General features: G+C 66.3%; 12 protein-coding genes. 1 reads left to right on the top strand and 11 read right to left on the bottom strand.

Annotated elements, in window-relative coordinates; all coding sequences use genetic code 11:
* Positions 1-32: 32 nt before the first annotated feature.
* The 10 genes from O3932_RS09875 to dacB form a co-directional block, all read right to left on the bottom strand.
* Positions 33-1,055, bottom strand: coding sequence for a hypothetical protein (locus O3932_RS09875; protein WP_371538132.1), 1,023 nt, complete (start codon positions 1,053-1,055; stop codon positions 33-35).
* Positions 1,056-1,404: 349 nt separating this feature from the next.
* On the bottom strand, positions 1,405-1,878 hold the full coding sequence (locus tag O3932_RS09870) for a DUF3180 domain-containing protein (protein ID WP_009648242.1): 474 nt from the start codon (positions 1,876-1,878) through the stop codon (positions 1,405-1,407).
* Entirely contained in the window at positions 1,879-4,236 is a 2,358-nt protein-coding gene (folK, locus tag O3932_RS09865) for a 2-amino-4-hydroxy-6-hydroxymethyldihydropteridine diphosphokinase (protein ID WP_371538130.1), read from the bottom strand.
* Positions 4,237-4,249: 13 nt separating this feature from the next.
* Positions 4,250-5,095 (bottom strand): dihydropteroate synthase, encoded by an 846-nt coding sequence (gene folP, locus O3932_RS09860; RefSeq protein ID WP_371538127.1) that lies wholly within the window; start codon positions 5,093-5,095, stop codon positions 4,250-4,252.
* Between the two features lies 1 nt (position 5,096).
* The gene (gene folE / locus O3932_RS09855; RefSeq protein ID WP_009648235.1) at positions 5,097-5,666 is read right to left on the bottom strand and encodes a GTP cyclohydrolase I FolE; all 570 of its coding nucleotides are present in this window, start codon (positions 5,664-5,666) and stop codon (positions 5,097-5,099) included.
* Positions 5,663-7,699 (bottom strand): ATP-dependent zinc metalloprotease FtsH, encoded by a 2,037-nt coding sequence (gene ftsH / locus O3932_RS09850; protein ID WP_296503121.1) that lies wholly within the window; start codon positions 7,697-7,699, stop codon positions 5,663-5,665. Before ftsH ends, folE begins: the two co-directional genes overlap by 4 nt.
* A gap of 27 nt (positions 7,700-7,726) precedes the next feature.
* On the bottom strand, positions 7,727-8,266 hold the full coding sequence (gene hpt / locus O3932_RS09845) for a hypoxanthine phosphoribosyltransferase (RefSeq protein ID WP_299239478.1): 540 nt from the start codon (positions 8,264-8,266) through the stop codon (positions 7,727-7,729).
* Positions 8,267-8,536: 270 nt separating this feature from the next.
* Positions 8,537-9,556 (bottom strand): tRNA lysidine(34) synthetase TilS, encoded by a 1,020-nt coding sequence (tilS, locus tag O3932_RS09840; protein ID WP_371538124.1) that lies wholly within the window; start codon positions 9,554-9,556, stop codon positions 8,537-8,539.
* Positions 9,557-9,626: 70 nt separating this feature from the next.
* A complete protein-coding gene (locus tag O3932_RS09835; protein WP_034505316.1) occupies positions 9,627-10,469 on the bottom strand; it encodes a hypothetical protein in 843 nt (280 codons plus the stop codon).
* Between the two features lie 4 nt (positions 10,470-10,473).
* Positions 10,474-11,832 carry a D-alanyl-D-alanine carboxypeptidase/D-alanyl-D-alanine-endopeptidase gene (dacB, locus tag O3932_RS09830; protein ID WP_371538121.1) on the bottom strand — a complete coding sequence of 453 codons (1,359 nt, stop codon included), beginning with the start codon at positions 11,830-11,832 and terminating at the stop codon, positions 10,474-10,476.
* Between the two features lie 103 nt (positions 11,833-11,935).
* Between dacB and O3932_RS09825 the strand changes: the two genes are divergently transcribed.
* Positions 11,936-12,430, top strand: a complete 495-nt coding sequence (locus tag O3932_RS09825) for an inorganic diphosphatase (RefSeq protein ID WP_009056664.1) — start codon at positions 11,936-11,938, stop codon at positions 12,428-12,430.
* A 130-nt stretch (positions 12,431-12,560) separates the two neighbouring features.
* Here the strand turns inward: O3932_RS09825 and O3932_RS09820 are convergent, their stop codons facing one another.
* Positions 12,561-13,247, bottom strand: a complete 687-nt coding sequence (locus O3932_RS09820; protein ID WP_034504684.1) for a hypothetical protein — start codon at positions 13,245-13,247, stop codon at positions 12,561-12,563.
* Positions 13,248-13,582: the final 335 nt, after the last annotated feature.

Here is a 13,582-nt window from a genome sequence, read left to right as displayed (position 1 = left end):
GCGGCCACGGCCTCGTCAACGAGGAGAGCGCATCACCGAGCTTTCTGGGCTCCCGACTGAGCACCAGACTGAGCTCCAGCCTGCGTCCCAGCCTTCTGCCCCGACTGTGCACCAGACTGCGCGCCCGACTGAGGCGCGGGCGGAGCGGTGACGTCAGCGACGGCCGAGCCGACCTCGCGGCTCCCCTGCTGGACGGCCAGCTTGTACGTGCCCACCGTCGCAGCCTTGGCACCGCCCGCGGGAGATGTACAACCATCCGCATACACGTAGCCATCCCAGCCCAGCCAACCGGACCACGTGCCCGTCGGGCGCAGCAGCAGGGTCTTCGCGGACTCATCATCCGCCGCGCAGCGTGCCGAATCGTAGACCTGGTGGCCGCCCGTGGACACCTGCAACGTGTAATTCGACAGGGACGTCGAGCAGGCGACCGATCCCCTGTTTTCGAGCGTCACCGACACGTACAGCGGTGAACCGACCGAGGCATCAGACGCCGTCGCGGTGACGGCGATGTCCTTGTCGAGGCACACCGGAATCTCAATCGCCGTGCCGTCCGTCAGCAGGCCGTCCGCGGTGACCTCCTGACCGCCTTTGAGTGTGTAACCGGAGGCATCGACCGTGCCCGACTGGACGGATTGCGTACTGGACTGCGGAACTGGATCCGAGGTGAATACGCCAATAACAGCGCGGACGAGAGCAACAACGCCCCACACGATGAGAGCCAGGATCAGAATCAGGCCAAGACCCGTGATAATGCGGCGGGGCCACAGGTTCACGGGTGGGCGCGGACCGCCTGACGACGTGCGCTTGCTTCTACCCGATGCCGCTTTGGTGCCGCGCGCCTTTGTGCCAGCCGCTTTGGTGCCAGCCGCTTTGGTGCCGCGCGCGGAGCGGGCACTTGCTGCGGTGCCGGCTGTTCTTTGACGTGAGGACGCGTTGTTGCTTGACGTCGCACCCGCAGCGCGCGATGTGCGGTCTGCTGCGCGCCCGGAGGAGCCGCCCGACGGGCTACGCCGGGTGGATGATCGCCTGGGGGAATTCTTACGCTGATCGGCCACGCCTCCACGATACCGGGCCGGGGCGCAACCGCGCTCGTAACTCTCGGAACGCGCACCACATTGACACCGACAAGCCGCACGGCGCAAGGCCGCTCCGCACGGCGCGGGCACCTGTAACAAAGCACCACAGAACCCGGAGAGCACAACTTCGACACCCCAACAGGAAGACCCAGCCCCGACGAAACGATACGGATAGGAAACAAACAGGCGGATAGGTTAACGCCTTCACGGATAGGAAAATAGCCTATCCGCATGCTCACAACCTATCCGCGTGCCCACAACCTATCCGCGATGCCATCCCCTAGCCCCACCAGGCCAGCAGCAGCGATCAGCCGGGCACCGCGGCCGTTCAGGCCGCCGCGTTTCGCTTATTGGAGGTGGCTGCGTCGTCGGGGGTGATGACGCACCAGCGTTCGATGACTACGGCGATGACTACCCACACGATGCCGACGAGGGCGCTGACGCCGGAGCCAATCGCGTTGGACACCATGGCGGTGGCTTCGAGCTGCGTGAGGGAGACGCCCATGACGCCAACGAGGATACCCGACAGGTTGGCTCCGACCAGCGCGGAGGTACGCGCGAAGACGGCAACCCGCATGGCACCGATGGCGTCGATCCACGTGTCTTTACCGGCGCGCAGCCGCCGCACGGCCATGCCGGACCAGATGAGGATGGCCGTGGCCAGGGCGAACACGACGGCGGGACCGGGCGTGACGATCATGGGGGTTCCACCGGTGCGCATGTGCGCGAAAAACCCGACGAAGCTCAGGGCAGCACTCACGACGCCGACCAGCAGCACCCAGATGATCGCCAGCGGTTTCATTTAGCGCCTCTTGACGATGGGAATCGCCCCGGTCATCGTGGGGCGCACAACGACGCGGCGCAGAATGCCGGTGTGGGTGGCTTCGTCGTCGGGGATGGGGCCGACGGGCGTGTTGTCGGGCAGTCCGGGCGCCAGGATCGTGGAGCGACCGTCGGCGTGAATGGTGGCCTTGGGAGTGTCATCCTCGCGGCCGAGGCCCGAGCGGTCGTCGACGACGCGCACGTCGTGGGCGGTGCCGACGTTGAAGTTCCAGTCGGGCAGCTTGATCTCGGTGCGCGACTCTTGACGCTTGTCTTGGAATACGGGTGCCCACCGCGGCTTTTCGTCGCCGGTCGGCGTGTAGTTGCCCGAACCGATCCTTCGGGTCATGCGTCCGGCGGGCGAATCCGCGGGTACGGAGGAGACGGGGTGCCACGCGGGCTTGGGCGAGGCCTTGGCATCGCGCGCTCCTCTTGTGCCCCGGGTGGTCGGTCGGGGTGCGCTGGGCCAAGTGGGCGCGTTGACGGGTGCATCGGCTGCGAATTCCGAGGTATCGACATCCGGCTCGAGGTCGTCGCCGTAATCTATGTCGAAGTTCTGGTCGGCGCGGGCTGCCGACTGGGAAACCTGGGGCGCGGGTTCCTCGGGCACGTCCTGGCCGAAGTCAGTGTCGAAGCCGTATTCGGCGTAGGCGGCTGCCAGTCTGGCGCGGTCGTCGGTGTTGTCGAAGGCGCGGGACTGTTCGCTGTTCGCGGAGTTCGCGGAAACGGAATCCAGAGAGTCCCGGCGGTGCCACAGGCTGGCGCGCTGCGCGGAGCCGCTGTCCGTGAGTATGTTGGTGCCGGCGACGGGGGTTGGGATGGTGACGTCGCCCGCTGCGTCTTCGGTCGCCGCTTCAACGGGCGCGGGAGCTTCGGGTGTGAGGATTTCTGGGGCGAGGGGCGGTACCTCCTCGGCCACAAAGCCGCCAGCCACAGGCCCACCAGCCACAAAGCTGTCTGCCACAAAGCTGTCTGCCGCAGCGTCGTCGGCGAGTGCGAACTCGCCCACGACGGAGCCTGAGCCAGACTTGGGGCTGGCAAGTTCCTGGGTCTGCTCGGCCATAGGTGCAGGGAGCGCGGGGATGACAGTGGCCTCGACGGCGGTTCCGGGAGCCATCGGAGGTTCACCGGTGGGTGCGCCAAGGTCGGCGAGGTGGCTGATTTCGCCGGTCAGGTTTTCGAGGAGTTCGCGCATGTCGGCACTGGCCTGTTCGACGCGCTGGGCGATGAGCCGGTCGGAGTCGGACATGACGGCGGCGGGGTCTTCGAGCCAGTCGTCGACGGCGTCGATGATGCCTTCGCGGTCGGGCGCGACGGCGAGCAGGTCGCAGACGCGACCGACGCCCTCGAGGACGGCATTGGCGTCGCACAGCAGCCAGGGAGCGAGAACGAAGGCACGTTCCTTGGCGCGCGGATGTGGCAGGGTGAGGGCGGGGTCGGAGGAAGCGAGGCCTTCGACCTGGATGATGTCGATGTCGATGGTGCGTGCGCCCCATCGTTCGTGGCGTTCGCGGCCCAGCTCGCGTTCGATGCGGCTGGTCTGGGCGAAAAGTTCGTCGGGAGTGGCGATGGCAGAGCCGACGACGACGGCGTTCCAGTAGTCGGGCTGGGGTGCTTGTCCGGGGGCGAGGACCGGCTTGGTGCGCATGATCGGGGAGACGTCCTCGATCTGGAAGCCTTCCATGTAGGACAGGGCCTCGACGGTGTGCATGAGGGTGACGGGCACGTCGCCAAGGTTGCCGCCGATGGACAGGATGACGCGGCGGGCACGCAGGTGTGCGGGACGCGAGGCATCCTCGGCGCGGGGCGCGGGCGCTGCGTGGTCGCCGCTGCGCTTGCGGGTGGGGGTCGCGTCCGTCTGCTGCGCGGGGCTGGGTGCCTGGGCGCGGCCGTATGCCTCGATCTCGCCTGTGAGCACGGAGCCGTCCTCGGCCTCGTAGATGCCCTTGAGGGACAGGGAGAGGGGCATGGTGTCGGTCTGGCCGCGGCGCACGGTGACGGACACGTCGGTGAAGGGGTGGTCAATGGGGGCGTCCGGCTTGTGGACGGTGACCTCGGTGCCGACTACGCCCTCGTGGCTCATGACGTTCGAGGCGATGGTTTCGGCCAGGGTCTCGATGAGGTCGACGGGTTTGCCGGTGAGGACCGCCATGGTCTCGTCGGCGATGTCAGCGTAGGAGACGGTGGCTGCGATATCGTCGGTGGCACCCGCGGTCTCGACCCACATAACGACGTCGGCGCTGAAGCGCTGCTCCTGGCTGCGCTCGAAATCGTAGACGCCGTGGTTTGCCAGCGCCCCCAGTCCTTTGAGGGCGATGATGACGCGTCTGCTGCTCAACGTCGTTCTCCTTTCAGGCGATGGTGGCCGCGGTGGCCGCTACGTCGTGGACCCGCACGGCCCACGCGCCGCTTGTGACGGCGTGGGCTGCGATGGCGGCGCTGTCGGTGTCGATGTTGCCTCCGAGAGTCTTGACGAAACGCTTGCGCGACGCTCCGATAAGTACAGGGTACCCATAGGTGGTCAGGCGCGGCAGTTCGGCGAGAATCTGCCAGCACTGGTCGGCCGTGAGCGAGAAGCCGAGGCCCGGGTCAATAACAATTTTATCAGCTGTCACACCCGCATCAAGAGCATCGCGCACCTGGGTGTTGAGACGCTCAATGAGAGTCCCCACCAGGTCCTCGCCGTAGTCGAAATGCTCCCCCGGCATGCCCGGCAGCGCACGATAGTGTTGCACCACGTAGGCGCATCCCGACGCTGCTACGGCGGCGTTCATGTCGGGGTCCCAGCGCCCGCCGCTCACGTCGTTGATGATCGCCGCTCCGGCGTCCGCGGCCGCGCGAGCGGTTGAGGCGTGCAGCGTATCCACGGACACGATGATGCCGTCGCCCGCCAGCGCGGAGACGACGGCACCGATGCGTTCCCACTCCTCCTCGGGGGTGATGCGCGTGGAGTTGGGCCGCGTGGACTCCCCGCCCACGTCGATCAGGTCGGCACCGGCAGCTATCATCGCCTGGGCGTGCGCGAGCGCCAAGGTTACGTCCGCGTAGCGGCCCCCGTCGGAAAAGGAGTCGGGCGTGACGTTGAGGATGCCCATGATCGCCGCGCGCCCGGTCGGCAGGGCGAGGCCGCCCGGCAGCGCCGGAGGCACGGGAACCGGGGACGAGGCCGGGGCTGGGGGCAGGGGAAGTGTGGACACGTCAGCGGCTCCCCGACAGGACGAGGGCCATCATCTCAGCGCGCGTGGCACCGTCGCTCATGATGCCGCGTAGGGCGCTGGTCACGGTGGACGAGCCGGGCTTGGAGATACCGCGCATCGACATGCACATATGCTCGGCTTCGATGACGACTATGACGCCCTGAGGATCCAGGACCTCGGCGATAGCGTCGGCGACCTGCGCGGTCAGACGCTCCTGGACCTGGGGGCGCCGCGCATAGCCCTCGACGAGGCGCGCGAGCTTCGACAAGCCGGTGACGACGCCGCCGCGCGGAATGTAGCCCACGTGCGCGCGCCCGTAGAAGGGCAGGAGGTGGTGTTCGCACACCGAGTGGAAGGTGATGTCGCGCACGAGGACGAGTTCATCGGTGCCCGCGTGGAACTGCGTACGCAGATGCTCACGGGGGTCCTCGAACAGGCCGGAGCACATTTCGCGCCACGCGCGTGCCATGCGGTCGGGCGTGCCGATCAGGCCTTCACGCTCGGGGTCTTCGCCGATGGCGATGAGCAGGTCGCGCGAGGCCTTTTCTACGGCTGCGGGATCGTAGGTCACTCCTGCTCCTCTTCCACACCCGAGGCGCCGATGACGTCAATCGGCGACACGTCGATTCCCTGCACGGGAACGGGCTTCCACTCGTCCTCGGCCTTGATACCGACCGGGTTGCCCAGGCGGGCACCGGGCACGGCCGCGTCGGCCTGGTAGTTCCACACGGGGCGCTCGGGGGCCTTGACGACGTCCTTGAAGATCTGCGCGAGCTGCGCCTCATCGAGGGTTTCTTCCTCCAGGAGGCGCGCGGCCAGGGTGTCGAGGATCGCGCGGTTGTTCGTCAGAATCTCCCAGGCCTCGCGCATCGCGTTGTCGAGGAGGCGGCGGACCTCCTCGTCGATGATCGCGGCGGTCTCGTCGGAGAAGGCGCGCGGGCCTTCGCCGGACCCGTGGCCGAAGGCCTCGGTATCGGCATCGCCGAGCTTGACCATGCCGATGCGGTCGCTCATGCCGTAGTCGGTGACCATCGCGCGGGCCGTCTTCGTGGCTTGCTGAATGTCGTTGGCGGGGCCGGTCGACGGGTCGCGGAACACGATTTCCTCGGCGACGCGCCCACCCATGCTGTACACCAGGTCGTCGAGGAGCTGGTTGCGGGTCTTGTTGAAGCGGTCCTCGGTAGGCATGACCATCGTGTATCCCAGGGCGCGGCCGCGCGGCAGGATCGTCACCTTCGTGACCGGGTCCGTGTAGTTCAGGGCGGCGGCGGCCAGGGCGTGGCCACCCTCGTGGTAGGCGGTGACGGCCTTGTCGTGGTCGTTCATGACGCGCGTGCGCTTCTGCGGGCCGGCGATGACGCGGTCGATGGCCTCGTCGATGGCGCGGTCGTCGATGAACTGCATGTTCGAGCGGGCGGTGAGCAGCGCGGCCTCGTTGAGGACGTTTGCCAGGTCTGCACCCGTGAAGCCGGGGGTACGCTTGGCGATCTGGCGCAGGTCAACCTGCGCGGTGAGCGGCTTGCCCTGAGCATGCACCTTGAGGATCGCCTCTCGGCCCTTGAGGTCCGGGGCCTCGACGGCGATCTGGCGGTCAAAGCGGCCGGGGCGCAGCAGCGCCGGGTCGAGGATGTCGGGGCGGTTCGTGGCGGCGATCAGGATGATGTTGGCGCGCTCATCGAAGCCGTCCATCTCGACGAGGAGCTGGTTCAGGGTCTGCTCGCGTTCGTCGTTGCCGCCGCCGATGCCGCTGCCGCGGTGGCGGCCCACGGCGTCGATCTCGTCGACGAAGATGATGGCCGGCGCGTTCTTCTTAGCGCGCTCGAAGAGTTCGCGCACGCGCGAGGCACCCACGCCCACGTAGAGTTCCATGAACTCCGAGCCGGAGATCGAGAAGAAGGGAGCCTTCGCCTCGCCGGCAACGGCCTTGGCCAGCAGGGTCTTACCAGTTCCGGGAGGACCGTAGAGCAGAACGCCGCGCGGGATGCGCGCGCCCACCTTGTGGAACTTGTCGGGGGATGCCAGGAACTCGCGAATCTCCTCGAGTTCTTCCACGGCCTCGTCCTCACCGGCGACGTCCGCGAAGGTAACGTCCGGGCGTTCCTGGTTGAACTCCTTAGCGCGCGAGGCCGTGAAACCGCCCATCATCCGCGAACCCGACATGGAGCGCATGATGAAGTAGAACGCGCCCATGAGGACCAACAGCGGGACGATCAGCTGGAACATAGCACCCAGAGCGCTGGACTGGGGACGCACCGCGTTCCATCCCTTCGCGGGGGCCTGCTCGGCGACCGTGTCCAGGATGTCCTTCGTCTGAACGTAGGAATACGTGAAGTAGACGTTCTTGCCCATGTTCGTCGTCGGATCGCCCGCACCGGTGCTCTGATGCTGGTAATCCTGACTCAGCGTGAGGTTCACCTGCTGGGTGCCCTCGTTGAGGACGACCTTCTCGACCGTGGTTCCCGAGATGAGCGCCATGCCTTCGGACGTCGAAATCGACCGCGGTTGGAAGGCCTGCCAGAGGAACCACCCGCCCACGATGAGGATGACGAGGGGAAGCGTCACCCAAGTCCAGCTCGGGCGCTTAATCTTCGTCTTGTCGTTCACGTATGCCCCTTAGAGGTTCCGAAGTTGTCAGTTGGAGTAGACGTGCGGCTGCAGCGTGCCAACGAAGGGCAGGTTGCGGTACTTTTCCGCGTAATCCAGGCCGTAGCCGACGACGAATTCGTCGGGAATGTCGAAGCCCACGTACGCCACGTCGATGTCGACCTTCGCGGCGGCGGGTTTGCGCAGCGCGGTCGCGATGTTAACGGAGGCGGCACCGCGCCCCTGCAGGTTGGCCTGCAGCCAGGACAGCGTCAGACCGGAATCGATGATGTCTTCAACGATCAGAACATGGCGGCCCGCCACATCCTGGTCGAGGTCTTTGAGGATGCGCACGACGCCCGAACTCTTGGTGCCCGACCCGTAGGAGGAGACGGCCATCCAGTCCATTTCGATCGGGGTGTGTAACTTACGCGACAGGTCTGCCATAACCATGACGGCCCCTCGCAGGACGCCGACGATGAGCAGTTCCCGACCCGCGTAGTCGCGGTCAATCTGCTCGGCCATCTCGCCGAGCCTACGGTCCATGTCCTCGGCAGTGACGAGGATTTCCTTCAGATCGTTTCCCATGTCGGTGGCGTCCACCGTGTCCTCTTTTCCTATCGGCGCTCCGCGAGCGGTTGCACTATAAGCGTGCCATAAGAGCAGGTGTTTGTGCTCAAAAGGCATCTATTCTCACTGTCAGCGCAACACCGTGTGGTCACGCTTGCCCGCTCCGAGCGCCCGAGGGAGCCGGCATGCGTCCTGCGCACACCGCGGCCTCCACTGACAAACTTCCGCACGCACGCGTGCGACCGAGCGAGTGGGATCGCAGCGACGAGGCCTCGGCAGGCCTGGGTATCATCCGCCGTCTCGGGTCGGCTCGGGAGAGCGCGCCTCGAAGAGGATACGGGCCTGCGTGCCGCGACCGACGCGCGTGGCCCTGCCGCCCGGCAGCGGGATCGGCCCCTGCCCCCTCCAAGCAACGATCAAGTCGTCGAGGGCGTCCACGTGAACCCCCGACAATAAGCGGATTCCTGCCCGGCTAGCCACCTCGCGTAGCGCGCGGGCGCGCACGGCCCGGGGAGCGCCTGACACCTCGGACACCACCAGGGCGAGGCACCCTTCCCCCGCCGCGGGCGAGGCCTCGCAGCTCACAGCCAGGAGGCCACGCGTCCACTCACTCAGGGCGTCGTCGTCGGCCGCGCACAGGGCGGCCGTGCGGGCGAGGGCCGGCACGGGGTCCACCCCCAGGGCCGAGGCCAGGGCAGGGATCGCGCTATGACGCACAGCGCTGCGACGCAGGGCACTGCCATCGGCGGCACGCCAGGGTCCGTCGATGGCGTTCGTCGGATCCTCGAGAGGCGTGAGGGCCGCCTGCGCGCAGGCACCCGCCGTGTCGGCGCGGCGCAGACCCAGCAGCGGGCGCAGCCACGTCACCCCGTCCTCGTCGCGGCGAACCGGCGCAATCGCGCGCAGCGACGAGGGGCCGGACCCGCGCGCGAGGCGCAGCAGCACGGTCTCCGCCTGATCGTCCATCGTGTGCCCCAGCAGCACGGGTGCCCCCTCGCGGAGCGCAAGAGAGCGCAAGGCGGCGAGACGAGCGTCACGGGCCGAGGCCTCGGGGCCTCCCCTCCCATCGACGCGGACGGTCTCCACGAGTGCGCGCGCCCCGAGGGATGCAGCGAGATCCGCGACGCGGCGCGCTTCGTGAGCGCTGCCCGCCCGCAGACCATGGTCGACCGTCAGCGTCACCACCTCAATGCCCGCACGCGACGCCACATCAATCACCGTCAGGGTAAGCGCCAGCGAATCCGCACCACCCGACAGGCCAACGATGACAGCGGGAGGGACCCCGGCCTCGTCAATAAACGAGCGCAAGCACGAGCGCACCGCAAGCGAGCAGGCACGCAGGCAACCCCGAGGGTTCGCTCCCACCAAGCGGGAGGCGTCAGCGCACACGCGCCAGCCACGCCGCAGGTTCGGCGTACTCGTGGGCGCTCGGCAGGGCCTCGACGCTGGACAACAGCGTCGCAATCGCACCCTCGCGCACGACCGTGCGCGCGAAGCCCTCGGTCTGGGCCTGCAAGAGTTCAACCCCCGACAGCGGCATGCCCGCCGCCGCGCACGCACGGACCAAAGCGACGCCACCCGCGTGCGCGCGATGCGTGCGCAGCCAATGAATCGACGGCAGATCGCGCGGAGTCAACACCTCCATCTCAGCCGTCGGCAACGCATCCAACAGCAACACAATGCGTACCAGCTCATCACTGCGCTCCGGCAGCGCGCGGACAAGATCAGCGACGTAAGTCACCAGGTGAGGTGCATGCGTCAGATGCACGCCGCGCAGCCCCGTGCACAGGGACACCCAGCGACACCAATCCGTCTGATCCAACGCATAGCGCTGCGCATCCGCCAGCACGTTCGGTGCCACGAGCACGCTACAGCCGGACGACACATCCCAAATGCCGGTCGCACTCTTCGCGAGCGCGCGCAGGACCACGGCCTCGACCGCGAGAACCATCGGCGTGCGCGTGTCCTCGAAACGATCCAGGACCGCACCCACCCTGCGAATCAGCCCTCGACGGTCCACGACGACAGTGCGGGATGCCGCCACGGTCGCCGAGGCCTCGGACAACGTGGACAGCTTCGCGAGCCTGCGACTCGACCAATCCGCCGAGCGGCGCAGGCGCGCCACCACCGCGGACGCGCCCACGCGCGAGGCCGACGGGCCAGCGTAGGACATCGAAGCGAGAACTCCCGCGACGTCGCGCGGTCCAAACGGCATTTCCATGGACTCAGTCTAGCTCGGCAAGACCTTCCTCAAACCTGTCCAAACGCCAGCGTGTGGGCAACGCGCCATCCTCGACCAGGTCGTGGCCAATGACCACCAGGAGAACGCGACCGCTCTGCGTCCTCACGCTGCCCGACAGCGTCGTCACACCCTGAAGCGCACCCGTCTTCGCCTGAACGTTACCAGCGGCGGGTTCGTCCGTCATACGATCCGAGAGCGTGCCAACCAGATCAGCCCAGGGCAGGAGGCGAATCAGGTCCCCCTGGCTCCCCTGCGCCTCGTACGAGGCCTTCAGGACACCGACGAGCGTGTTCGCACTGAGCTTGTCGTTCGTGGACAGACCCGAGCAATCCTCCAGGATCATACCTCTGGTGGGGATGCTGGCCTCCACCAGGTCAGCCTTCACCATGGCGACCGCGCCCGCGTACGTCGTGGGCTGGCCAGCAGCGCTCGCCGCGAGGCGGCAGTACTGATCCGCGAGCGTGTTATCAGAGTGCGCCAGCATCCAGCGCAGCTGCTCCCCCATCGTCGCCGAGGACACGGACGCAAGGGTCTCACCTCCGGTGGGCGCCTCCCCGTCCTTGCCGAGTTTCACTGCGACGCCCGACGACGTCAGGGCCTTCGCAAACACCTGCGCAACATAGCCGGGGGCATCCTCATGGAACGCATACGCGCCCGGGGCGGTACGCCCGGCGTCAATCGCCATCGGACCCACGTGCCCCTCGTAGCCGCCAACCTCCTGCGCGTCCCAGGCGGGCAGGTGCGAATCCCCCTCGAAGAGGGTCCCCCGCCAGTTCAAAGTGACGGATGTAATACCGCGCGAGGTGAGGGCCGCCGCCGTCTTGTCTGCAAGAGTCTGCAGGCCGGCGCGGCCCGACACCTCGGTCTCCTCAGACTCACCCGCACCCAGGAGCAGATCGCCCTCAGAGTCGAGGAACAGGGTGCGATTGTCGCCGCTCAGAAGTGTGCTCGTCGTCAGCGTCGTCGTCGGATCCAGGTGCTTGAGAGCGCTGAAAGCGGCAAGAGTCTTCGTGGTGGACGCGGGCGTGTGGCCAATAGCCGCGTCCTCGTCGAGGAGGATGTCGCCCGTCTGCGCATCCACAACAACGCCCCACGCGGTGTAATCGCCTTTATCCGCGCCAACAGCGACAGGCCGCCACAGCTGCGCGAGCTGGGTTTCACTCACCGGATTGCCCGAGGCCTGGGCGGGCACCGACGCGCTGGCCGGCTCAAGCGTGGCGGCAGTCGGTACTGCCTTGGGGGTGGGGACCGAGGAGGGTGTGCAGCCAGCGCTCAAAAAGGCGACTGCCGCCACAAGCGCTGCGCTAGCGCTTACAATTGGCCCCATAGACGTGCGATGCATGAATATCCCTTCGTGGTTACCTAGGCATCTAGGTTACCCGCCCATGCTCGCACACAACCAATCGGACCCCCGAATTGCGGGGCTAACAATGGAAGGTTCGACCATGGAGTTCGATGTCACCATCGAGATTCCCAAGGGGAATCGGAACAAGTACGAGATTGATCATGAAACCGGACGCATTCGTCTCGACCGCATGCTCTTCACGTCGACCCGCTACCCGGACGACTATGGGTTCATCGACGACACCCTGGGCGAAGACGGCGACCCCCTGGACGCACTGGTGCTCCTCGAAGAACCCACCTTCCCCGGCTGCGTGATCCGCTGCCGCGCACTCGGCATGTTCCGCATGCGCGACGAGAAGGGCGGCGACGACAAGGTCCTGTGTGTCCCCGCATCCGACCAGCGCGCATCGTGGCGCACTGAGATCGACGACGTCTCGGAATTCCACCGCCTTGAAATCCAGCACTTCTTCGAGGTCTACAAGGACCTCGAACCCGGCAAGAGCGTCGAGGGCGCACACTGGGTCGGCCGCGAGGAAGCGGAGGCTGAGATTCGTCGTTCCTACGAGCGCCTCAAGGAGCACGAGGGCGAGCACTGAGTATGTCAGACTTCACGGTGGGGCCGCGCGACGATTCGCGCGGCCCCACCGTTTACTCCCCTTGGCTTGCCAGGGGCACGCGGGTCAGGGGGAAGGGGGATTGCATGCAATTTTTTGGAGGAACGAGCGCTCAGTGCACCTGACCCGCCTGGTTCGTCCACGCCTCGGTAATGATGCCCGTGTGCTCATAGAGCACGATACTCAGCCCATCCTCCTCACCCTTGCAGGTGTAGTAGACGGACGCGTAAGGTTCCCGATCATCCTCAGCCTTCTCTTTCATAACTGATGCGCGAATGCGGTAGCTCCACTCGGTGCCGTTCTCGGCGACCAGGTCGAACACATATTCGCGATGCGACCTCTTGCCTGTGCTCAGTTCGGTATGGAAGTTCTGGCAGGCCACGTTCTCGTGCCGCACAGTCCCCCGATGCCAGTCCTCTATGTAGGGCCACTGGTACATGAACGAGATATGCCAGACCAACCACAGCACGCAACCAACGACCCCGAGTCCCAGGAGGGGCGCCACCACGCCCCCCGACGCCCGCCCACAGACCACTCGCACAAGACGTCGCAACAACGCCCACACGAAGCGCAACGAGAAGAAGAGCACCAGAAGCGGGAGCCCCATCGCGGCGAAACCGCCATAGAACCTCCACTGCCCCCAATCGTCTATGAAGACGATGACGCCGACACACGCGTAACCCATCAGGACCCAGCAGCCGATAATGAGCCACCTGTAGAGCTTTTGTCGATACGCTAAATTCTTCGAGGTGAAGAGATAGCTCACAGACCCATCGGGGCCTGTCTCGGTCGTTCCCATGCGCCCACAATAGCCTGGTTATAGGACATGTCGTGTTGCTGGGGTTCATCCATCATGTGCCTTGGTGTCCTCTTCTTGCCGTCTGGGGCCTGCAGGAGTGCACTACGTGAGGGTGCATTGGGCTGACCACCTGAACCATGTCGCCGAAGCGCAAAGCCATTGCGCACAATCCGCTCACCATGCGCCTCCATCCCCGTGATACGCACGCGAACCCGCTATTCCGAACCCGGGCCATCTCATCCGCACGTGAACCCGCTATTCCGAGCCTGGGCGACCCCGCCCACATGCGGAACAGCGGGTTAACATGCGGAACAGCGGGTTTACGTGCGGGACAG

This window comes from Pauljensenia sp. 20925_1_25, from assembly GCF_041433955.1.
Classification (GTDB): domain Bacteria; phylum Actinomycetota; class Actinomycetes; order Actinomycetales; family Actinomycetaceae; genus Pauljensenia.
Note: the sequence above shows the minus strand (reverse complement) of the source record. Positions and strands in the feature narration are given on the sequence as shown.